Genomic DNA, 20,054 nt, shown 5'->3' with positions numbered 1-20,054 from the left:
CGGGGTTCAGCCGGGTGTTCCACCTCCTCGCACGCACGTAGGGCACGGCACCGGCCGGGGCTCGGGGACGTCGTCTGGGGCGAGGTCCTGCCGGTAGGCGGACGCCTGGAGGTTGTAGAGCTCGGCGTAGAGGCCGTCCTCGGCCATGAGTTCGCGGTGGGTGCCGTGCGCGATGACGCGGCCCTCGTCGAGGACGTAGACGCGGTCGGCGTGCCGGACGCTCGCGAGCCGGTGGGTGATCAGCAGGACGGTGCGTCCGTGCCGGGCGGCGTGCTCGCGGATCTGCTCGAAGAGGCGGTGTTCGGCGCGCGCGTCGAGCGCGGCGGTCGGCTCGTCGCAGATGAGCAGGGGCGCGTCGCGGTAGAAGCCGCGGGCGGCCGCGAGCCGCTGCCACTGGCCGCCCGACAGTTCGTGCCCGTCGGCGAAGCGCTTGTCGAGGAGGGTGTCGAGGCCGTGCGGGAGGGCGGCGACGACCTCGTCGGCACCGGACGCGGCGGTGGCGCGGCCGACGGACTCGCGGACGCCCGGGGCGGCGAGGTCGTCGCCCATGGTGATGTTCTCGGCGGCGGTCATCGGCCAGTGCGTGTGGTCCTGGGCGACGACGGCGATGGCGCGGCGGACGACGTCGGGGTGCAGGCCGTCGGTGCGGACGCCGTCCCACCGGACCGTCCCGTCCTGCGGGCCGTACAGGCCCGCGAGGATCTTCGCGAGGGTCGTCTTGCCGGACCCGTTCTCGCCCACGAGAGCGACGATCTCGCCCCGGCCGAGCCGTACGGACACCTTGGTCAGGGACGGTGCGTCGGCGTCGGGGTAGGTGAACGTGACTTCCTCGGCGGTGATCTCCCGGAAGTCCCGGAGGGCGGACGCGTCGGCGGGCGGATCGGCGGGCGGATCGGCGGGCGGATCGGCGGGCGGATCGGCGAGCGGATCGGCGTTGTCGCGGCCGGTGTGGACGCGCCCTTCGGCGGTCTCGCAGTAGGAGACGTAGTCGCCGAAGTACAGGCCGTCCTCGTAGCAGCGGTTGAGCGAGTAGACGAGGTTGATCAGGGACGTCTGCCCGGCGCGGATCGCGAGGACGGCGGTGCCCGCGACGGCGAGCGGCATGACGCCCCGCCAGAGCAGGAGGCCGAGCGCGGCGTACATGAGGGCCGTCGCGACGCCCTTGAGGACGTCGCCGTGGAGCTGCGCGACGGTCTGGCGGCGCGCGAGGTCGAGCAGGACATCGCGGATGCGGGCGGCCAGGGCGGCGTAGCGGTCCAGGAGGAAGTCGCGGACGGTGAAGGAGCGGACCTCGGCGGCGTGCACGCGCTCGGTCATGAGGTCGGTGAGGATCCAGTTCCGCCGCCGCGTCTCGATGAGCCCGAGCTGGGTCAGGTAGCCGAGCCGCGCGGCGCGGACCGCCGCCCAGCCTTCGGGGAGCGCGGTCAGCAGGAGCAGCGGCAGCAGGATCGGGTGCAGGATGCCGAGCGCGCCCGCGGCGGCGGCGACGCCCACGGCGGCGGTGAACAGGTCCACGGTGTTGTCGACCATGGACGGCGCCGAGTCCACGCCCCGCAGCCTCGCCCGGTGCAGGTCGTCCTGGAACTCGGCGTCGTCGAACGCGGTGAGCTCGATCGCGGTGGTCAGCTCGTACAGCCGCTGCTCGACGAGCCGCTGCACCTGCGGCCGCAGCCGGGCCTGCGCCCACTGGGCGGCCGCCGCGCACCCGGCCCGCGCGGTGATGGCGGCGCCGACCAGCAGGAGCTGCGGTGCGGCGGCGCGCACCCGGTCGGGGGTGGGGCCGGACGACAGCAGCGCGGTCAGGACGCCCGTGGTGGCGAGCAGCCCGAACGCGGTGAAGACGCCGGCGACGACGTTCAGCACGATCGTGGCGACGAGGTCGCGCCGCGCCGCCCGCCACGCGAGCCGCATGACCTGGCCGATCAGCATCGGGAGCCGGCGCGCCATGGTGAGCGTCCCGGTCCGCGCCATCTCGGTGCCCTTCGCGTGCCAGGCGCGCTCCTTCAGCGCGGGCCCGGCGGGCGCCGGCGGCACGGCGGCGCGCCCGCGTCGGCGCCGCCGCGGCGGCCTGATCCGCATGGAGACCTCCAGCAGTCCGGTGAACCGGATCCACTGTCGTCCGCGAACGCGTCCCGGGAGAAGGGGCCTTGCTCCCGTCCCGGGCGCCACAGTTCTCCGCCGGGCCGGTAAGCCGCCGCCGTTTGCGGTCCGTTGCTCCGGGTAGTCGATCTCGAATCGCCGTGGGAGGGGGAACGGGCCGTGCGGATCCCGGGGACGTCCGTGGCCGGGGCCGTCCGCACGGGTGCGCGGCGGGTCGCGAACTCGCCGCCCGGGGCCGCGCGCCGGGTGTGGGCGCGGGACGGGCGGGCGCGACATCCAGGTGCGCGGCCTGTCGGGCGGCGCCGGGCGCACCGCCGGTACACGGTGGCGCTGACCGGGGCGCTGCGGCGGCTGGAGGGCGTCGACCTGGCGGAGGTCAACGCGGTCACCGGGCACGTCCTGGTGGCGTACGCGCAGGACGTCCTGGACGTGCCGGCCCTCGTGGCGGCGATCGAGGACGTGGAGGCGGCGCACGGCGCCGACCGGTTCGACGAGTCCGCGCACGCGCGCCGCCGACGACGACATGGCGTGGGCCGCGGCGATGTCCGCCCTGGCGGCGGACTGGGCGGGCGCGGCCGGGGCGATCGCCGGGCGGCTGCTGGCCCGGCCGCCGCTGCCGAGCCCGCTGCGGGCGGCGGTGTCGGTGGCGGACTCGATCCCGCAGGTGCGGGGCGCGGTGGAGCGGCGGCTGGGCGCGCTGCGCGCGGACGTCCTGCTCGGTGTCGCGAACGCGGTCGTGCAGGGCGCCGGGCAGGGCTCGCGCCGGACGCGGTCGACGCCGTCCACCGGGTGTTCCAGCTGCACGAGATCGGCGGCGGCGCCGGGCGGTGTGGCGGGCGCGGGAGGCGGAGCTCGGCGCGGCGGCCTGCAGCCGCGCGACTGCGGCGCCCGCACGGTCCGTCCGTGCCCGCCGCCGGACGGGCCGGTGGAGCGGGCCGCGGACCGCACGGCGCTGGGCGACCTGCTCGGCGACGCCGGGGTACTGGCGGGGACGCACGACGCGGCGGCGGCCGCGGACCTGCTGATGGCGACCCTCCCGAAGGCGGCGCGGCACGGCCGGGAGGCGTTCGCGGCGGTGCTGGCGCACGATCTCGCGCGGCGCGGCGTGGTGCAGCTCGACCCGGGCGCCCTGCGGCGGCTGGACCGGGTCAGTGCCGTGGTCATCGACTCGGCGGTGCTGTGCGACACGGAACTGCGGCTGCTGTCGGCGGTCTCCACCGGGGACGAGCTGGACGACGCGGGCGTGTGGCGTGCGGCCGACGCGCTGCTCGCCGCGTACGGACCCGGCGACCTGCAAGGCCCCGGCCCTTGGGCGGGCGCGGACGGGCGGCGGCTGGAACGCGCCCCGGACGCGCCGTCCGGCGGCCCCGCCGACCCCGCCGGGGTGACGCTCGACCTGATCGGCGGACGCGGCGAGCGTGCGGCCGGGTCCGGGTCGGCTCGTCCCTCGACCCGCTGGCGGAGGGGCTGCTGGCGGCGGCGCACGGGGCAGCGGGCACGGTCGCCTGACCGAGCACGCCAGCACCCGGGAGCTGCTCGCCTGGGGGGACGACTCGGCGGTCGCGGCGGACGGGCTGGCGCGTCAGCGTCCGCGACCTGCTGCGCGACGGGCACGGGGTGCTGGTCGTCGCGGGCGGGCCGGACGCGGCGCTCGACGCGGCCGACGTGGGCGTCGGCGTGCTGCGCGCCGCCGCCCCGGCCTGCTGGCGCGCGGACCTGCTGTGCGGGCCGGGGCTGGCGGAGGCGTGGCGGCTGGTGGCGGCGGTGTGCCGCCGCGGCGGGCGAGCGAGCGGCGGCGCAGCTGTCGCTGAGCGCGTCCGCGCTGGGCGCGGCTGCTGCTGGCGGGACGGCCGCGGCGGCGCGCGTCCGGCCTGTGGCGGGACGTCCCGCCGGTGCACGCGGCGTCGCTGTCGGCGATGCTGGCGAACGCGGTGACGGCCCGGCGGCTGGACCACCGGCCGCCGCCGCCACCGGTCGTCCGGGACGCCTGGCACGCGCTCACCGCCGAGGAGGCGTGGCGGCGGCTCTCCCGCACCACGGCCCGGCACACCGGGGGACGAACGGCGACGCGGACGGTCGGGGGCCCCGTCGCGTCCGGTCTGCGGCTCGCCGCCGCCGTCCGGCAGGAGCTCGACGACCCGCTGACGCCCGTCCTCGCGCTCGGCGCGGCGGCGTCGGCGGTGGTCGGGTCCAGCGTGGACGCGCTGCTGGTCGCGGGGCATGACGGGCAACGCGCTGATCGGCGGCGCGCAGCGGATGCGGGCGGAACGCGCCCTCGAAGACCTCATGCTCGGCCAGCGGATCCACGCCCGCCGGCTGCGCGTCCCCGCCGGGACGACCGGCGGGTTCGAGCGGCTGCGGACCGCGCCCGGCGACCGGGTCACGGCCGACCGGCTCCGCGCCGGGGACGCGATCCTGCTGGCCGCCGAGGACGTCGTCCCGGCGGACGCCCGGCTGCTGTGGGCCGAGTCGCTGGAGGTGGACGAGGCGTCGCTGACCGGCGAGTCGGTGCCGGTCGGCAAGAGCGTCGAGCCGTCGCCGGGCGGCGACCCGGCCGACCGGCACTGCATGGTGTACGAGGGGACGACGGTCAGCGCGGGGACGGCGGTCGCCGCGGTCGTCGCGACCGCCGAGGCGACCGAGGCCGGCCGGGCCGCCGCGCTCGGCGGCGGCGCGGACCCGTCGTCCAGCATGCAGGCGCGGCTCGCGGAGCTGACGCACCGCGCGCTGCCCGCCACCGCGTTCGGCGGCGGCGCCGTGACCGCGCTCGGACTCCTGCACGGCCTCGACCTGCGGCGCGCCCTCGGCTCGGGCGTCGCGATCGCGGTGGCCGCCGTCCCGGAGGGGCTGCCGCTGGTCGCGACCGTCTCGCAGCTCGCGGCGGCGCGGCGGCTGTCGCGGCTCGGCGTGCTGGTCCGCTCGACCCGGGCGCTGGAGGCGCTCGGCCGCGTCGACACCCTGTGCTTCGACAAGACCGGCACGCTCACCGAGGGGCGGCTGCAGGTCGTCCGGGCGTCCGGTCCCGCGCATCCGCTGCCGCTGACCGGGGACGACGGGCGGCGCATCCTGCGGGTCGCGGCGCGCGCCTGCCCCCCGCCGGGCGACCGCCGGGCGCCGCACGCGACCGACCGGGCCGTCCTGGAGCGCGCGGAGGGCCTGCCGCCCGACACCGGGTGGCGGCTCGCGGAGGAGCTGCCGTTCGAGACGACCCGGGGGTTCTCGGCGTCCCTCGGCCTCGACGCCGACCGGGCGGTCATCGCGGTGAAGGGCGCCCCCGAGATGCTGCTGGCCAGGTGCGGCCGGGTGCGCGGGCGGCGCAGAGGCGCGGCGGACGCGCCGCTCACCGCCGCCCGGCGCCGCTCCGCGCCGGACCCGTGCACCGGCTGGCCGGGCAGGGGCTGCGGGTGCTCGCCATCGCCGAGCGGACCGTCCCGGACGCCGCGCGTGCGCGGCGACGTCGCCGCGCACGTCGCGGACCTCACCCTGCTCGGCTTCATCGGGATCGCCGACACCCCGCGCCCGACCGCCGAGGAGGCGGTGCGGCGGCTGCACGGCGCCGGGGTGCGGGTCACGATGATCACCGGCGACCATCCGGACACCGCCGTCGCGGTCGCCGCCGGGCTCGGCATCCCCGGCGCCGACCGGGTGGTCACCGGCGTCGAGCTGGACGCGCTGCCGGTCGCCGCGCGGGTGAAGGCCGTCGCGGAAGCGGCCGTCTTCGCCCGCGTCTCGCCCGCGCAGAAGGTCCGCATCGTCAAGGACATGCACCGGGCCGGACGGGTGGTGGCGATGACCGGCGACGGCGCGAACGACGCCGCGGCGATCCACCGCGCCGACGTCGGCATCGCGTCGCGGGGCGCGGCTCGGCGCGGCCCGCAGCGCGGCCGACCTCGTCCTCACCGCGCCCGACAACGCCCTCGTCCTGGACGCGCTGCGCGAGGGCCGCGCGCTGTGCGCCGCGTCCGCGACGCCGCCGCGATCCTCGTCGGCGGCAACGCGGGCGAGGTGGCGTTCACCGTCCTCGGGACGGCGCTGGAAGGCAACGCGCCGCTGAGCCCCCGGCAGGTGCTCGTGGTCAACATGCTCACCGACATGCTGCCGTCGCTCGCCGTCGCGATCACCCCGGCCGGGCCGGGAACCGACCCGGCGGCGCCGCTCGGCGGCGCGCCGGAGCGCGGGTTCACCGGCCGGGAGATGCGGCAGGTGCTGGCCGTGCGCGGCACCGCGACCGCGGCCGCGGCGCTCGTCTCCTGGCAGGCCGGACGGCTCGCCGGGTTCCTGCCGGGCGGCGCGCGGCGCGCGTCCACGATGGGGCTGGCCGCGCTGGTCGGCGCCCAGCTCGGGCAGACGCTCATCGCGCGCTGGCACAGCCCGCTCGTCCTCGCCACCTGCGCGGTGTCGGCGGCCGCCCTGTTCGCCGTGGTCGAGACGCCGGGCGTCAGCGGCTTCTTCGGCTGCACCCCGCTGGGCGCGGGCGCGTGGACGATCGTCCTGCTGTCGGCGGCGGCCGCGACCGCCGGCGCCGCCCTGGCCCCGAGACTCCTCCCGACCTGACCGCCCGAGCGGAGCAACCCCCAGGCCGGACGGCCGGACGGCCGCGCGGCGTAGGCCCGCCGGTCGCGCGGGCACGGTCGCGCGGGCACGGGGTCGGTGGGGGCGGGGGCGCCGTGGTCGGGTCGTTTTGAGCCGGCGTAGGTCAGCGGGTCTTGCGGGAGCGGTAGTGGTGGACGACCAGGCCGACGACGGCGGCGGTGCTGATCAGGCTGAACGCGATGTTCGCGATCAGCGACAGGCCGGTCGCCGAGCAGATGACGTTGCCGACCAGGCCGATCGCGAGCGCCAGCCACAGCGCCGGGCGGAGGACGCCGTTCGCGGCGGAGGCGTCGGTGTGCTGGGCCATCGTGAGCTCCTCGGGAGGTCGTCGATCTCGATGTCCTCAACGCTAAGGACGGCGCCGGTCGGCGGCGATCCAGCCATCGCGTCACCCGCGGGTACAGCAGGCTGTACCGGGAATCGTCTGACAAGTCCCGCCATGAGCTCTACGATCTTCATACCGTGAGGTATCGATGACGGTGAGCGAGCGGAAGGCGGCCGGGGCGGGCCGCGCGCGGCGCGGTCCCGTCGTCCGGCGTGCCCGGGCCGTGTTCGACGCGGTCGAGCACCTCGCGGGCGGCGTCGGGACGGCCGTGCTGGCGCTGGCCGCACTGGCGTGGATCATCATCGTGGCGCTGCTGTGCCTGGTCGGCGTGGGCCTGCTGCTCGCGCGGACCGTGCCGCGCGTCGTCCGGATCGTCGCCGAGCGCGAGCGCGGACGGCTGACGCGGTGGGGCCCGGACGAGCTGTTCGGCGCGGGGCGCCCCGCGGACCGGCTGCGTCCCGCGCTCGCGGACCCGGTCGTCCGGCGGGAGCTGCGCTGGCTGCTGATCCACGGCACGTTCGGCTGGATCGTCGGCATCCTCGGGCTGACGTTCGCGCTGCACGCCGTGCAGGACGTCACGTACCCGATGTGGTGGCGGATCCTGCCGCCGGACGAGGCCACGCCGACGTTCGTGCCCTGGACCGTGGAGTCCGACGGGGACGCTCTCGCGGTCGCGCTCTTCGGCATGGGCATGGCCGTCCTGTTCGTGGCGTCCGGCCCGATGCTGGCGCGGCTGCAGGCGCGGCCGGGACGCGGGCTGCTCGCGCCGCCCGCCGACATGGACCTGTCGCTGCGCATCGCGCAGCTGTCGGCGACGCGCGCGGCGGCGCTGAACGCGCACGCCACGGAGCTGCGGCGGATCGAGCGGTCGCTGCACGACGGCGCGCAGAACCGGCTCGTCGCCGTGACGGTCCTGATCGGCGCGACCCGCCGCGCGCTGGCCCGCGACCCGGCGAAGGCCGAGGGGATGCTCGAACAGGCGCAGGACGCCGCCGAGCAGGCGCTCGCCGAACTGCGCACGGTCGTCCGCAGCATCCTGCCGCCGGTGCTGGAGGGGCGGGGGCTGGCGGGCGCGCTGTCGGGGCTCGCGGCGGACTGCGCCGTCCCCTGCGAGGTCGACGTCGACATCCCGGGGCGCTGCGCGGTGTCGGTCGAGGCCACCGCGTACTTCGTGACGGCCGAGGCGCTCACCAACATCGCCAAGCACAGCCGGGCGCGGCACGCGAGCGTGACCGCGCGCCGGGACGCCGACGCGCTGACCCTGCGGATCGAGGACGACGGCGTCGGCGGCGCGGACGGCCGCGGCGGGACCGGGCTCACCGGCGTCCGCAGCAGGATCGAGGCGCTCGACGGCCGCCTCGCCGTGACCAGCCCACCCGGTGGGCCGACGATCATCGAAGTGGAGCTGCCGTGCGGATTGTGACCGCCGAGGACGATTTCCTGCTGCGCGAGGGCGTCGCCCTGCTGCTGCGCGCCGAGTCCCTGGACGTGGTCGCCACCACCGAGAACGCGGACGACTTCCTCGCCGCGGTGGACGAGCACGAACCGGACGTCGCGATCGTCGACGTCCGGATGCCGCCGACGCACACCGACGAGGGGATCAAGGCGGCCGTGGAGGCGCGGCGGCGGCAGCCGGGGCTGGCGGTGCTCGTGCTGTCCGCCTACGTCGAGCAGTCGTTCGCGAACGAGCTGCTCGCGGGCGGCGCCGAACGGCTCGGGTACCTGCTGAAGGAGCGGATCGGCCGGGTCGAGCAGTTCCTGGACGCCCTGTACCGGGTGGCCGAGGGCGGCACGGCGATCGACCCGGACGTCGTCACGCAGCTGCTCACGCGCAGCCGTCCGGGCAGCGGCCTGGAGCGGCTGACCGCACGGGAACGGGACGTCCTCGCGCTGATGGCCGAGGGGCTCGGCAACACCGCGATCGCCGAGCGGCTGGTCGTCACCGAGGGGGCCGTGCACAAGCACATCCGCAACATCTTCGCGAAGCTCGACCTGGCGCCGACCGACCGCGCGGACCGCCGCGTCGCGGCCGTCCTGCGCTACCTGGACGAGACGGGCCAGCGCGTCTGACCCCGGCCCGCTCTTGAAGTCGGCGGGGACGAGCGGGTATGAATGGGATGCAGCGAAGGGGAGTAGTCCTGTAACACCGCTGGTCGACACACTGGACGTCTTCGGACGTCCCGGCCATCGGGCCCACGGTTCACGCGGGCGGACGAGACCTTCGGCCAGGCATGATGCGCTCCGCACTCCCGTGCGGGGCGTCCCATCGTGCCGGGCCGAGTGGTCCTCCCCCCGGCGGAGCGCTCTGCCCGGCCCAGGCAGAAAGCGCCCGCAATGAGCTTCGATCCGCTGGCGGTCCTCACCGCCTTCGGTCTGATATTCCTCGCCGAACTCCCCGACAAGACGATGTTCGCGTCGCTCGCCATGGGCACGCGCATGCGCCCCCTGTACGTCTGGTTCGGCACGTCCACCGCGTTCATCGTGCACGTGGCGCTGGCGGTGGGGGCGGGCAGCCTGCTGAGCCTGCTGCCCGGGACGGCCGTGAAGCTGGTGTCGGCGGCCCTGTTCGCGTTCGGCGCGTTCATGCTGTGGCGGGGCGGCGGCGACGACGGCGAGGAGGACGCGGGCGGCAAGACCGTCACGTCGTTCTGGCCCGTCTACACCGCCGCGTTCATGGCCGTGTTCGTCAGCGAATGGGGCGACCTGACGCAGATCACCACCGCCAACCTGGCCGCCACCAACGGCTGGCTGCCGACGGCGATCGGGTCGGCCGCCGCGCTGATGTCGGTGTCCGCGCTGGCGCTGCTCGCGGGCCGGTTCATCGCCAAGCGCGTCCCGCTGCGGACCGTGCAGCGCGTCGGCGCGCTCTGCATGGCGGGCCTGGCCGTGTGGACGCTCTTCGAGGCGTTCACCGCCTGACCCGCCCGGAACCGGTCCCCGACACGACCTTGACAGCGCATGCGCCGACGCGAGTATGAGAGCGACGGCGTACACCGCGAAGGGGCCGAAAATGGGGCAGGAGCCACCGCGTACGACGATCGGTTTCGACGACATCGACTTCTCCGACCTGGACTTCTGGGCGCGTCCCCTGGACGAGCGCGAGGCCGCGTTCGAGCTGCTGCGGGGGCGGCCGGAGGCGCCGTTCTACGCGGAGGCCGAGGACTTCGGCGCGGGCGTGGGTCCGGGCTACTACGTGCTGGCGCGGCACGCGGACGTCCTGGAGGCGAGCCGCCTCCCGGCCGTCTTCAGCTCGGCGTCGGGCATCCGGATCGGCGACCCGCCCCCCGCGGACTTCGAGATCTTCGACTCGATGATCGAGATGGACGATCCGCGGCACGCGCGGCTCCGCCGGATCGTGTCGCGGGCGTTCACCCCGCGGATGATCCAGCGGTTCGCCGACGACGTGGAGCGGACCGCCGCGCAGATCGTCGCGGACGTGGCCGGGCGGGGATCGTGCGACTTCGTCAAGGACATCGCCGCCCGGCTGCCGCTGCGGATCATCTGCGACCTGATGGGCATCGACGAGAAGGACCACGAGTTCGTCTTCGAGCGGACGAACGTCATCCTCGGCGCCGACGACCCCGAGTACGCGGCCCAGACCGACGACCTGGCCGCGACGATGCTGGAGTCCGCGGCCGGGCTGGGCGATCTCCTCGACGACCTCGCGCGGGTGCGCGCCGAGCGTCCGACCGACGACCTGACGACGGCGCTGATCAACGCGAATCCGGACGGGGAGCGGTTGACCCGGCAGGAGATCGCGGCGTTCTTCGTGCTGCTCGTCATCGCGGGCAACGAGACGACCCGCAACGCGATCTCGCACGGCCTCGTGCTGCTGACCGAGAACCCGGAGCAGCGGGACCGCTGGGCGTCGGACTTCGACGGGTACGCGCGGACGGCCGTCGAGGAGATCGTCCGCGTCGCGTCCCCGGTGGTGTACATGCGGCGGACGCTGACCCGCGACCACGAGCTGGCGAGCGGGCAGCGGTTCGCGGCGGGCGACAAGGTGCTGCTGTGCTACTGGTCGGCGAACCGGGACGAGTCGGTGTTCGACGACCCGTACCGGTTCGACATCGCCCGCGACCCGAACCCGCACGTCGGGTTCGGCGCCGCGGGCCCGCACTTCTGCCTCGGCGCCCACCTGGCCCGCCGGGAGATCACCGTCGTGTTCCGCGAGCTGTTCCGCCGCGTGCCCGACATCCGCGCGTCCGGCGAACCGGCCCGGCTGCGGTCCAGCTTCATCAACGGCATCAAGCGGCTGCCCTGCGAGTTCACGCCCACCGGCTGAGGCTTTGGCGTCCCGTTTGGGGGTATTGCGGTGCCCTTGGTGCGGGCCGGGGGAGGTTATGGGCGGTTGTACTCGATCGTCTACCTCGCAAGGAGCCGTACATGCCGGCCGACCGTTCGACGAACACGACCCGCTCCAGTCAGCCGTGGCTGCACGTGGACGGCACGGAGATCCAGGAGTTCGGGACCATGCGAATGTTCCCGCTGGGTCTCTCCCGCGACGCGCGCGAATACTCCTGCCAGCGGCTCAACCAGATCCTGGCCGACACCCAGATCCTCTACAGCCACTACAAGAAGCACCACTGGCTGATGCGCGGCCCGACGTTCTACCAGCTGCATCTGCTGCTGGACAAGCACGCGGGCGAGCAACTGGAACTCGTCGACACGATCGCCGAGCGCGTCCAGACGCTCGGCGGCGTCGCGGTCGGCGACCCGCGGCACGTCGCGGAGATCACCGTCATCCCGCGCCCGCCGAACGGCGCCGAGGAGGTCCCGGCGATGCTGTCGCGGCTGATCGAGGCGCACGAGACCATCCTCGTGGCCTGCCACGACGCGGCGGCGCGCACCCAGGAACTGGGCGACGACGGGACGAACGACCTGCTCGTCTCCGAAGTCATCCGCACCAACGAACTGCAGACGTGGTTCCTGATCGAGCACCTCGTCGACACCCCGCTCGTCGAACGCCCGCAGCGCTCCTCGCACCACCACTGACCCGCGTGTAGCGTGTCGCCCTCCGGAACGGGGGGCGGCGCCGCATGCACATCGAGCTGGTGACGATCGTCGTCGACGACTACGACCGGGCGATCGGGTTCTTCACCGGCGTCCTCGGCTTCGAACTCGCCGAGGACTCGCCCGCGCGGACGAACGACGGGCGGCCGAAGCGGTGGGTCGTCGTCCGTCCGCCCGGGGGCGGGACCGGGATCCTGCTCGCCCGGGCGGACGGCGACCGGCAGGCGGCCGCCGTCGGCGACCAGGTCGCCGGACGCGTCGGGTTCTTCCTGCGCGTGGCCGACTTCGAGGCCGAGCACGCGCGGCTCGCGGGCGCGGGCGTCGAGTTCGTGACCGCGCCGCGTACCGAACCGTACGGGCGCGTGGCGGTGTTCCTCGACATCGCGGGCAACCGATGGGACCTCCTCGGCCCCGCCTGACGGCAGGCACCCCCCGGACCGCCGCGGCCGGATGCGGACGGGACGGCGGCCGATGCGCGCGGCCGCGCCCGTCCCGTCGGCGGATGGTGGTAATCAAGTGTCGACGCGGCGGCGGCAAGGGGGTTCGGGTGAGAATTCCGAGGGACGTGCACGGTTCGGCCCGGGACGCCCGGTGAGGTTCGGAGGCGGCGGCGGTCCGGTCGGCACGGACCGGGGCCGCGAGGAGACGATCGAGGAGCTGGCGGCGCGGCTGGTCGACGCGGCGCGCGCGGCGTTCGCCCAGGCCCGGGACGCCCACCCCGGCGAGACGTTCTACTGCTACGGGCTGTTCACGGGCCCGCTGCTGGAGTACATCCTGCCGACGTGCGCGTCGGAGGAGGGGCTGCGGGCGGTGGCGCGCGTGTACACGGCCGAGTTCGGCGGCATGGTCGACGCGCAGGCCGACGGGCTGCGGTGGAGCCCGGCGGACTCGCCGCACCACCTGCTCGGCGAGCACCACTTCGGCGCCGTGGAGGAACTGCTGGACAGCCGGGCCGCCGAGGACGACGTCGAGGACGAGGCGGAAGCGCGCCTGGAGGCGTGCTTCCGCGCGCTGGCCAGGCTGGACCGCGAGGGGTTCTTCGGGCGCGGGGACGACCGCGACCGGGTGATCGTCACGGTGCTCCAGGGCGACCAGAGCGACCGGAGCCGGCTGGCGAACGCGCGGCGGCTGAACCCGCCGGCGGCGGTCGCGCGGCTGGCCCGCGAGCTGATCGTGCGCGAACCGTCCGAGGGCGCCACGACGTTCGGCTCGATGGGGACCTACCAGGTCACGGCGCTCGCGTTCGCGGCGGACGCGGGGCTGCTCGTGGCGTGCGGGTCCGGCGGCGAGGTGTTCGCGTGGGACGCGGCGGACGGCCGGGAGGTCCTGGCCGCGCGGCACTACGCGAGCTACTGGCGGGCGGCGATCTCGGCGGACGCGCGGACGCTCGTCCTGCGCGACGGCGGCACCCCGGTGCGCGTCTCGCTGCCCGGCGGGGTGTGCCGCGCGGCGGACTTCGACGACGCGTGGGACGTCGCGGTGTCGCCGGACGGCGCCGTCACGGCGGCCGCGGGCGAGACCGTCCGGGCGTTCGAGGCGGGGCGCGAGCGGTGGCGGCTGGAGCGTCCGGCGTCGGCGGTGCGGTTCGGCGCGGACGGGACGCTGCTGGCGATCGTCGGGGACGGCGCCGCGAAGGGCGTCGCGGTGCTGGACGCGGCGGACGGATCGGTGGTGGCGGAACTCGTCCGGACGGGCCCGGCGGTGCGGCACTGCGTGGCGTGGTCGGCCGACGGGGGCCTCCTCGCGGTCGGCGACCCGGAGTCGGCCCGCCTGTGGCACCGGGACGGCCGGGCCTTCGCGCAGGGCCGGGCGCTCGCGTTTCCGGCGGATACCGGCGAGCCCTCCGACCTGGCCTTCTCCCCGAATGGAACGGTCCTGGCGACGGCGCACGAGAGCGGCGACGTCCACGTGTGGGAGGTAGGCACCGGACGGCACGTGCGGCGGCTGGGCGGTCCGCAGGAGTCGATGAACGCGGTCGTGTGGCTCGACGACGCGCGGCTGGCGGCGGCCGGACGCGACGTCGACTCCGGCCCGCCCGTCCACGTGTTTCAGCTGTAGAGCCAGGGGCCTGGGTGGGCCTCGCGGAAGCGGTCGAGGGTGCCCGCGTCGCGGGCGCGGACGGAGAGCCAGTCGCCGCCGCCGTCGCACAGCAGCACGCCCGGCCCGGCGTAGAACCGCTGCCCGTAGGCGGGGAACGGCAGCGGGGCGAAGTCCCGGTCGAGGTCGTCGCCGTCGCCGAGGTCGCGGTGGTCGCAGTGCTCCCCGGCCTGCGTCGCCTCCGACAGGACGATCTCCAGCGCGGCGGTGGAGAACGCGTCGAGCCACGGCTCCCACGGGCCGTCGTCGGTGCTGATGCGGACGGGCGGGTCGGGCGCGTCCAGTTCCGTCACGAGGAGGCCCCAGGTCGCGACGCCCTGGTTCTCCTCGCGGAACACGACCCCGCCCGCGTGCAGGTGGAAGTCGTCCGGGGCGAGCAGCCCGTGCAGGTTGGTGTGCAGGTCGGGGCGGCGGCCGAAGAGGGCGTAGGCCTCCCGGAACGCGGCGGGCAGCCGGACGCCGAGGCGTTCCTCGGCGGCGTCCAGTTCGGCGCCGGGGGTGCCGTCGCCGGGGCGCAGCGGGACGCCCCAGTGCGCGGCGAAGCCCCGGACGTACGTCCACGCGGCCTCGCGGTCGCGGAGGGCGGCGGGGAGGTCGCGGACGATGTCGAAACCGGTCACGGGCGCGAACCTACCGGTCCCCGGACCGTCCTGACCGGTGCTCGGCGGAGCGGATCCGGGGGTTATGTACGAAACGTACAGAGCGTACAGTTGACCTCATGCGATTGCTGATACTCGGAGGATCCGAGTTCCTGGGCCGCGCCCTCGTCGACGACGCCCTCACGCGCGGCTGGGACGTGACCGTCCTCAACCGGGGCCGGAACGAACCCCCGCCCGGAGCGACGGTCCTGCACGGCGACCGGACGGCGCCGGACGGCCTCCGCGCCCTCGGCGGCGGCGCGTGGGACGCGGTCGTCGACACCTGGTCGTGGGCGCCGTCCGCCGTACGCGACGCCGCCCGCGCCCTCGCCGGACGCGCCGACCGGTTCGGCTACGTGTCGAGCTGCTCCGTCTACCCGCTCCCCTCGCCGCCCGGCACCACCGAGGACGCCCCCGTCGTGCAGGGCTCCCCGGACGACGACCGCGGCGACGACTACGCGAAGGCGAAACACGGCGGGGAACTCGCCGCGGCCGCGGAGTTCGGCCCCGACCGGACCCTCCTGGTGCGCGCGGGGCTGATCCTCGGACCGTACGAGAACGTCGGCCGGCTGCCGTGGTGGCTGACACGGATCGCCGAAGGCGGCCGTGTCCTCGCACCCGGACCCCGCGACCTCGGACTGCAGTTCATCGACTCCCGGGACCTCGCCGCCTGGACGTTGGACGCGATCGAGAAACCGCTGTCCGGCCCGTACAACGTGACGAGCGCCCCAGCCCGAACGACGATGCGCGAACTTCTCGAAGCCTGCATCCGGGTGACGGGTGCCGACGCACAACTCGTCTGGACCGACCCAGAGCGAATCCTGGACACGGGCATCGAACCGTGGACCGAACTCCCCGCCTGGCTACCGCCCGGCGAGCTCTACGACTCCCTGTACCGCGTGAACGTGGACCGGGCCCTGGCCACCGGCCTGCGCTGCCGTCCCGTGGACGAGACGGTCGCGGACACGTGGGCGTGGCTGCGAACGATCGGCGGCCGCGCGCCGCAGCGCCCAGACCGTCCGTCACCGGGACTGCCGCGCGAGAAGGAGACGCGGCTCCTCGAAAGCTGACGGCCAGGCGTGATGTTGCACCGGGGGACGCCGTTCCAGTGGACGCGGCGCCTCCGGCCCGGTAAAGAGCAGGTATGACCGCTTTGGTACTCGGCCCCCACCTCCGGCACGTGAGCTCCCACACGGCGACGATCTTCGTGGAGACCGACCGCCCCTGCGAGGTCCGCGTCGTGGGCGCGGGCCTGGACGCGACGGCCCGCACCTTCACCGTCCACCGGCGCCACTACGCCGTCGTGGACATCGACGGGCTCCCCGCGGGCGCCCGCGTCCCCTACGAGGTCATCGCGGACGGCGAGACCGTCTGGCCGCTCGACCCGGAGCAGCCCCCGAGCCAGATCCGGACGCTCCCGGACGGCGGCGCCCCGCTGCGCGTCGCGTTCGGCTCCTGCCGCCGCTCGCCCGGCACCGTCGAGCGGTTCGGGCACGACGCCCTCACCGCGTTCGCCGCCCGCCTGCGCACCTTCGGCGACACCGTGGAGTGGCCGGACGTCCTGCTCATGGTCGGCGACCAGGTGTACGCCGACGAGCTAGGCGAGGAGATGCTCGACTACATCCGCGCACGCCGCGGCGAGGAACCGCCGGTCGGCGAGGTCGCCGACTACGAGGAGTACACCCGCCTCTACGAACTCGCCTGGCGCGACGACGCGGAGGTGCGGTGGCTGCTGTCCACCGTCCCCATCTTCACCGTCTTCGACGACCACGACATCCGCGACGACTGGAACACCTCCTACGCGTGGCGGGAAGAGATGTGGGCCCAGCCCTGGTGGCGCGCCCGCATCACCGGCGGGATCGGGTCGTACTGGGTGTACCAGCACCTGGGCAACATGTCGCCGGAGGAACGCGCGAACGACCCGATCTTCAAGTCCGTGCGCGAGGCGTCCGACGCGACCGGCGACGCCGCCGACGTCCTGGACGCGTTCACCGAGCGCGCCGACCGCGAACCCGAGAGCATGCGGTGGAGCTACGCGCACGACTTCGGCGGCGTCCGGTTCATCGTCGTCGACAGCCGCTGCTCCCGCCTCCTGACGCCCGACCGCCGCGGCATGCTCGACGACCGCGAGTTCGCCTGGCTGGACGAGCAGTGCCAGGGCGACGTCGACCACCTGGTCATCGCCAGCTCCCTGCCGTTCCTGCTGCCCCGCGCCATCCACGACGCCGAGAACTGGAACGAGGCCATCTCCGAGGGCGCGTGGGGACGGCCCGGCGCCGCGCTCGGCGAGAAGATGCGGCAGGCCGTCGACCTCGAACACTGGGCGGCGTTCGACCGCTCGTTCCGGGAGGTCGCCTCGCACGTCCTGGAGATCGGCAGCGGCGCGCGCGGGGCCGTCCCCGCGACCATCACGTTCCTGTCCGGCGACGTGCACTTCTCGTACCTGGCGCGGGTCAACGCCCCGGACATCGAGACGAAGATCGCGCAGATCGTCTGCTCCCCGTTCCGCAACCCGCTGGACGGCAAGCTCCGCATCGCGCAGCGCATCGCCTGCACCTGGGAGACCGCGACGCCGTTCCGGTGGCTCGGCAAGCTCGCGAAGGTGCCCCCGCCGCCGCTGAAGTGGCGCGTCACCGACGGGCCCTGGTTCGACAACGCGATCGCCACCGTCACGCTCGCGGGCCGCGACTGCGACGTCACCTGGGAGTCGCCCCGCAACGCGGGCACGCTCGTGGAGATGGGCCGGGCCGACATCACCGGCTGAGCCCGCCGGGGGTGTGCCCGGGGGTGTGGTGTGCTCGCTCCGCCCCCTCGCCGGAGCGAGCACACCCCCCGGTAGCGGACGATCCCCCCTCCGGCATCGTCCGCGCATCATCCAACGGCACCGCGTCGCGTCCATGACGCGACTACCGAGAAAAAATGCGGTCTCACCGAACACAGCGACAACCGGTCGCCAAAGCGTCACCCTCGGCTCCGGTCTCCTGGGAAGTGCCGAACACCCGCAAGGCAACGCCATGAACATGTAAACTCACTGAGCGTGAGGACGGCGTATCGGTGCCGGGCGTACCCGGACCCTGAGCAGGCGGCCCTGTTGGGCCGCACGTTCGGGTGCGTGCGGCTGGTGTGGAACAAGACCCTCGCCGAACGTGCCCGCGCCGATCACGCCCAGGGCAAGCGCACGTCGTACAAGCAGACCGACGCGGTGCTGACGGAGTGGAAGAAGACGCAGGATCTGGCGTTTTTGTCGGAGGTGTCGAGCGTGCCGTTGCAGCAGGCGCTGCGGCACCAGCACACCGCGTTCACCAACTTCTTCGCCGGGCGAGCCCGCTACCCGAGGTTCAAGAGCCGCACGGGCCGCCAGTCCGCGCACTTCACCCGTTCGGCGTTCCGCATGAAGAACGGCGAGCTGTGGCTGGCCAAGACCACCGCGCCGTTTGCGTTCGTGTGGTCGTTCGACGATGTGGACGTGGCGGGGCTGGACCCGACGATGGTGGTGGTCGCGCGGGAACCCGACGGCCGCTGGTATCTGACCTTCGCCATTGATACCGGTGACCCCGCCCCCGTGCCCCCCAGCGGGTATGCGATCGGGGTCGACCTGGGGATCAAGGATTTCGCGGTGACCTCCGACGGGACCCGCATCTCCAACCCCCGTCACCTGGAGAAGAAGCAGCGGAATCTGGCCCGGTACCAGCGGCGCATGGCCCGCAAGCAGCCCGGCTCGGCCAACCGCCGCAAAGCCAAGATCAAGGTGGCCCGCACCCATCGCAAGGTCCGCGACGCCCGCCAAGATTTCCTGCACCGCACCAGCACCAACCTGGTCCGCGACGCCGACACGATCGTGATCGAAGACCTCGCCGTCACCAACATGGTCCGCAACCGCGCCCTGGCGCGGGCGATCTCCGACTGCGGGTGGGGCGAGTTCCGCCGCATGCTCGAATACAAGGCCGAGCGTGCCGGGCGGACCTTGATCGTGATCGACCGCTGGTTCCCCTCCTCCAAGACGTGCTCGCACTGCGGGCACCGTCTGGAGAAGCTGAGTCTTTCCGCCCGGCACTGGACGTGCCCGGGCTGCCGCACCCGCCACGACCGGGACGTCAACGCGGCCAAGAACATCCTTGCGGCCGGTCGGGCCGTAGCCGGGCGTCTGTCCCCCGGCGATGTCTGTGGAGCCGCTGTAAGACGGCCGGGGAAACCCCCACCGCCGACGGCCAAGAAGCAGAAACACCTGCGGCGCGAGCCGTAGGACTCGCCTCCCCTCAAGGGGCGAGGCGGTCAAACTGAGCTAGGAAATTGGTCGTGACGTGAGGGGGCGGTGTGCGGCAGCAGGAACCAGAGGCGGGCGACGCCGCGCTCATCTCGCGGGTCCGCGCGGGCGACACCGACGCCTACGGGACGCTCTGCGAACGGCACGTGCACGCCGCGCGCGGCCTGGCCCGGCACCTCGCCGACGGGGACGTCGCCGAGGACGCCGTCCAGGAGGCGCTCGCGAAGATCCTCGACCTGATGCGGCGCGGCGGCGGCCCCGACTCCGGGTTCCGCCCGTACCTGCTCACCGCCGTGCGCCGCGCCGTGTACGACCGGTACCGCGCCGACCGCCGCGTCCAACCGACGGACCGGATCGACGACTTCGACCGCGGCACCCCCTTCGAGGACCCGGCGATCCGCGACCTGGAGCGGTCGATGGTGCTCGGCGCGTTCCACTCGCTGCCCGAACGCTGGCAGACCGTCCTGTGGCACACCGAGATCGAGGGGGCGCGGCCCGCCGAGGTCGCCCCGCTGCTCGGCCTCACCCCGGGCGGTGTCGCCGCGCTCGCCTACCGGGCCCGCGAGGGGCTGCGGCAGGCGTACCTGCAGATGCACCTGGCGGCGCTGCCCGCCGACCGCGGCCCGTGCCGTGCGGCGGTGGACAAGCTCGGCGCGTACGTGCGGGACGGTCTCGCCCGCCGCGACACCCGGCGCGTCCGCGGCCACCTCGACGGCTGCGCCGACTGCAAGGCGGTCTACCTCGAACTCGCCGAACTGAACGGCGCGCTGCGGGAGATCCTCGGGCCGCTGGTGCTGGGCGCGGCGGCGACCGCGTACCTGGCGTCGGGCGGCGGGCTCCTCGGCGGGCTGTTCGGCTGGCTGGGGCGGTTGCCGAAGCGGGGGCAGCAGGCGCTCGGCGGCGCCGCCGCCGTCGCGTGCACGGTCGCGCTGGCCATGGCCCTGGTGTCGAACGACGATCCGCTGCCGGAGCCGAAGCCCGCACCGCCGGTCGTCGCGCGGCCGGTCGTCCCGGCGGCACCGCC

At 74.7% G+C, this 20,054-nt stretch carries 16 protein-coding genes; 13 read left to right on the top strand and 3 right to left on the bottom strand.

All coding sequences use genetic code 11. The annotated features are described in order from the left end of the window. Window positions 1-6 precede the first annotated feature (6 nt). On the bottom strand, window positions 7-2,079 hold the full coding sequence (locus BJF79_RS40560) for an ABC transporter ATP-binding protein (protein WP_187357131.1): 2,073 nt from the start codon (window positions 2,077-2,079) through the stop codon (window positions 7-9). A 544-nt stretch (window positions 2,080-2,623) separates the two neighbouring features. Between BJF79_RS40560 and BJF79_RS40555 the strand changes: the two genes are divergently transcribed. Both BJF79_RS40555 and BJF79_RS40550 read left to right on the top strand, forming a co-directional pair. Beyond that, complete coding sequence (locus BJF79_RS40555) at window positions 2,624-4,324, top strand: hypothetical protein (protein ID WP_075905389.1); 1,701 nt, start codon at window positions 2,624-2,626, stop codon at window positions 4,322-4,324. Continuing rightward, a complete protein-coding gene (locus tag BJF79_RS40550; RefSeq protein WP_075905387.1) occupies window positions 4,321-6,654 on the top strand; it encodes a cation-translocating P-type ATPase in 2,334 nt (777 codons plus the stop codon). The genes BJF79_RS40555 and BJF79_RS40550 overlap by 4 nt, the downstream gene beginning before the upstream one ends. A gap of 142 nt (window positions 6,655-6,796) precedes the next feature. Here the strand turns inward: BJF79_RS40550 and BJF79_RS40545 are convergent, their stop codons facing one another. Further along, window positions 6,797-7,000, bottom strand: a complete 204-nt coding sequence (locus tag BJF79_RS40545) for a hypothetical protein (RefSeq protein WP_075905386.1) — start codon at window positions 6,998-7,000, stop codon at window positions 6,797-6,799. Window positions 7,001-7,172: 172 nt separating this feature from the next. Here BJF79_RS40545 and BJF79_RS40540 point away from each other — a divergent pair, with 172 nt between their 5' ends. From BJF79_RS40540 to BJF79_RS40510, 7 genes are all read left to right on the top strand, one after another. Beyond that, window positions 7,173-8,441 (top strand): sensor histidine kinase, encoded by a 1,269-nt coding sequence (locus BJF79_RS40540; protein WP_262403298.1) that lies wholly within the window; start codon window positions 7,173-7,175, stop codon window positions 8,439-8,441. Next, window positions 8,429-9,088, top strand: a complete 660-nt coding sequence (locus BJF79_RS40535) for a response regulator (RefSeq protein ID WP_075905382.1) — start codon at window positions 8,429-8,431, stop codon at window positions 9,086-9,088. Before BJF79_RS40540 ends, BJF79_RS40535 begins: the two co-directional genes overlap by 13 nt. Before the next feature lie 264 nt (window positions 9,089-9,352). Continuing rightward, the gene (locus BJF79_RS40530; protein ID WP_075905380.1) at window positions 9,353-9,937 is read left to right on the top strand and encodes a TMEM165/GDT1 family protein; all 585 of its coding nucleotides are present in this window, start codon (window positions 9,353-9,355) and stop codon (window positions 9,935-9,937) included. Window positions 9,938-10,028: 91 nt separating this feature from the next. After that, complete coding sequence (locus BJF79_RS40525; protein ID WP_075905378.1) at window positions 10,029-11,303, top strand: cytochrome P450; 1,275 nt, start codon at window positions 10,029-10,031, stop codon at window positions 11,301-11,303. 101 nt (window positions 11,304-11,404) lie between these two features. After that, the gene (locus BJF79_RS40520) at window positions 11,405-12,013 is read left to right on the top strand and encodes a Dps family protein (RefSeq protein WP_075905376.1); all 609 of its coding nucleotides are present in this window, start codon (window positions 11,405-11,407) and stop codon (window positions 12,011-12,013) included. Window positions 12,014-12,057: 44 nt separating this feature from the next. Then, on the top strand, window positions 12,058-12,450 hold the full coding sequence (locus BJF79_RS40515) for a VOC family protein (protein ID WP_075905374.1): 393 nt from the start codon (window positions 12,058-12,060) through the stop codon (window positions 12,448-12,450). A 172-nt stretch (window positions 12,451-12,622) separates the two neighbouring features. Continuing rightward, window positions 12,623-14,089: a DUF4303 domain-containing protein gene (locus BJF79_RS40510; RefSeq protein WP_075905372.1), complete on the top strand. Its 1,467-nt coding sequence runs from the start codon at window positions 12,623-12,625 to the stop codon at window positions 14,087-14,089. Here BJF79_RS40510 and BJF79_RS40505 read toward each other — a convergent pair. Beyond that, window positions 14,080-14,748, bottom strand: a complete 669-nt coding sequence (locus tag BJF79_RS40505; protein ID WP_075905370.1) for an SMI1/KNR4 family protein — start codon at window positions 14,746-14,748, stop codon at window positions 14,080-14,082. The genes BJF79_RS40510 and BJF79_RS40505 overlap by 10 nt on opposite strands. Before the next feature lie 98 nt (window positions 14,749-14,846). Between BJF79_RS40505 and BJF79_RS40500 the strand changes: the two genes are divergently transcribed. From BJF79_RS40500 to BJF79_RS40485, 4 genes are all read left to right on the top strand, one after another. Continuing rightward, window positions 14,847-15,836: an NAD-dependent epimerase/dehydratase family protein gene (locus tag BJF79_RS40500; RefSeq protein WP_075905368.1), complete on the top strand. Its 990-nt coding sequence runs from the start codon at window positions 14,847-14,849 to the stop codon at window positions 15,834-15,836. Between the two features lie 74 nt (window positions 15,837-15,910). After that, window positions 15,911-17,530: an alkaline phosphatase D family protein gene (locus tag BJF79_RS40495; RefSeq protein ID WP_075905366.1), complete on the top strand. Its 1,620-nt coding sequence runs from the start codon at window positions 15,911-15,913 to the stop codon at window positions 17,528-17,530. A gap of 273 nt (window positions 17,531-17,803) precedes the next feature. Further along, window positions 17,804-19,009 carry an RNA-guided endonuclease InsQ/TnpB family protein gene (locus tag BJF79_RS40490; RefSeq protein ID WP_075905364.1) on the top strand — a complete coding sequence of 402 codons (1,206 nt, stop codon included), beginning with the start codon at window positions 17,804-17,806 and terminating at the stop codon, window positions 19,007-19,009. Between the two features lie 71 nt (window positions 19,010-19,080). Then, on the top strand, window positions 19,081-20,054 hold a 974-nt coding region (locus BJF79_RS40485; RefSeq protein WP_143220827.1), incomplete at its 3' end, for a sigma-70 family RNA polymerase sigma factor.

It is taken from the genome of Actinomadura sp. CNU-125, assembly GCF_001942465.1.
Taxonomy (GTDB): Bacteria; Actinomycetota; Actinomycetes; order Streptosporangiales; family Streptosporangiaceae; genus Spirillospora.
The sequence above is the reverse complement of the archived record's forward strand: the minus strand, read 5'-3'. Positions and strand labels throughout refer to the sequence as shown.

Coding starts and splice junctions, on each gene's coding strand:
- BJF79_RS40560 (WP_187357131.1), bottom strand. CDS start 2,079: ATGCGGATCAGGCCGCCGCGGCGGCGCCGACGCGGGCGCGCCGCCGTG.
- BJF79_RS40555 (WP_075905389.1), top strand. CDS start 2,624: ATGGCGTGGGCCGCGGCGATGTCCGCCCTGGCGGCGGACTGGGCGGGC.
- BJF79_RS40550 (WP_075905387.1), top strand. CDS start 4,321: ATGACGGGCAACGCGCTGATCGGCGGCGCGCAGCGGATGCGGGCGGAA.
- BJF79_RS40545 (WP_075905386.1), bottom strand. CDS start 7,000: ATGGCCCAGCACACCGACGCCTCCGCCGCGAACGGCGTCCTCCGCCCG.
- BJF79_RS40530 (WP_075905380.1), top strand. CDS start 9,353: ATGAGCTTCGATCCGCTGGCGGTCCTCACCGCCTTCGGTCTGATATTC.
- BJF79_RS40525 (WP_075905378.1), top strand. CDS start 10,029: ATGGGGCAGGAGCCACCGCGTACGACGATCGGTTTCGACGACATCGAC.
- BJF79_RS40520 (WP_075905376.1), top strand. CDS start 11,405: ATGCCGGCCGACCGTTCGACGAACACGACCCGCTCCAGTCAGCCGTGG.
- BJF79_RS40515 (WP_075905374.1), top strand. CDS start 12,058: ATGCACATCGAGCTGGTGACGATCGTCGTCGACGACTACGACCGGGCG.
- BJF79_RS40500 (WP_075905368.1), top strand. CDS start 14,847: ATGCGATTGCTGATACTCGGAGGATCCGAGTTCCTGGGCCGCGCCCTC.
- BJF79_RS40495 (WP_075905366.1), top strand. CDS start 15,911: ATGACCGCTTTGGTACTCGGCCCCCACCTCCGGCACGTGAGCTCCCAC.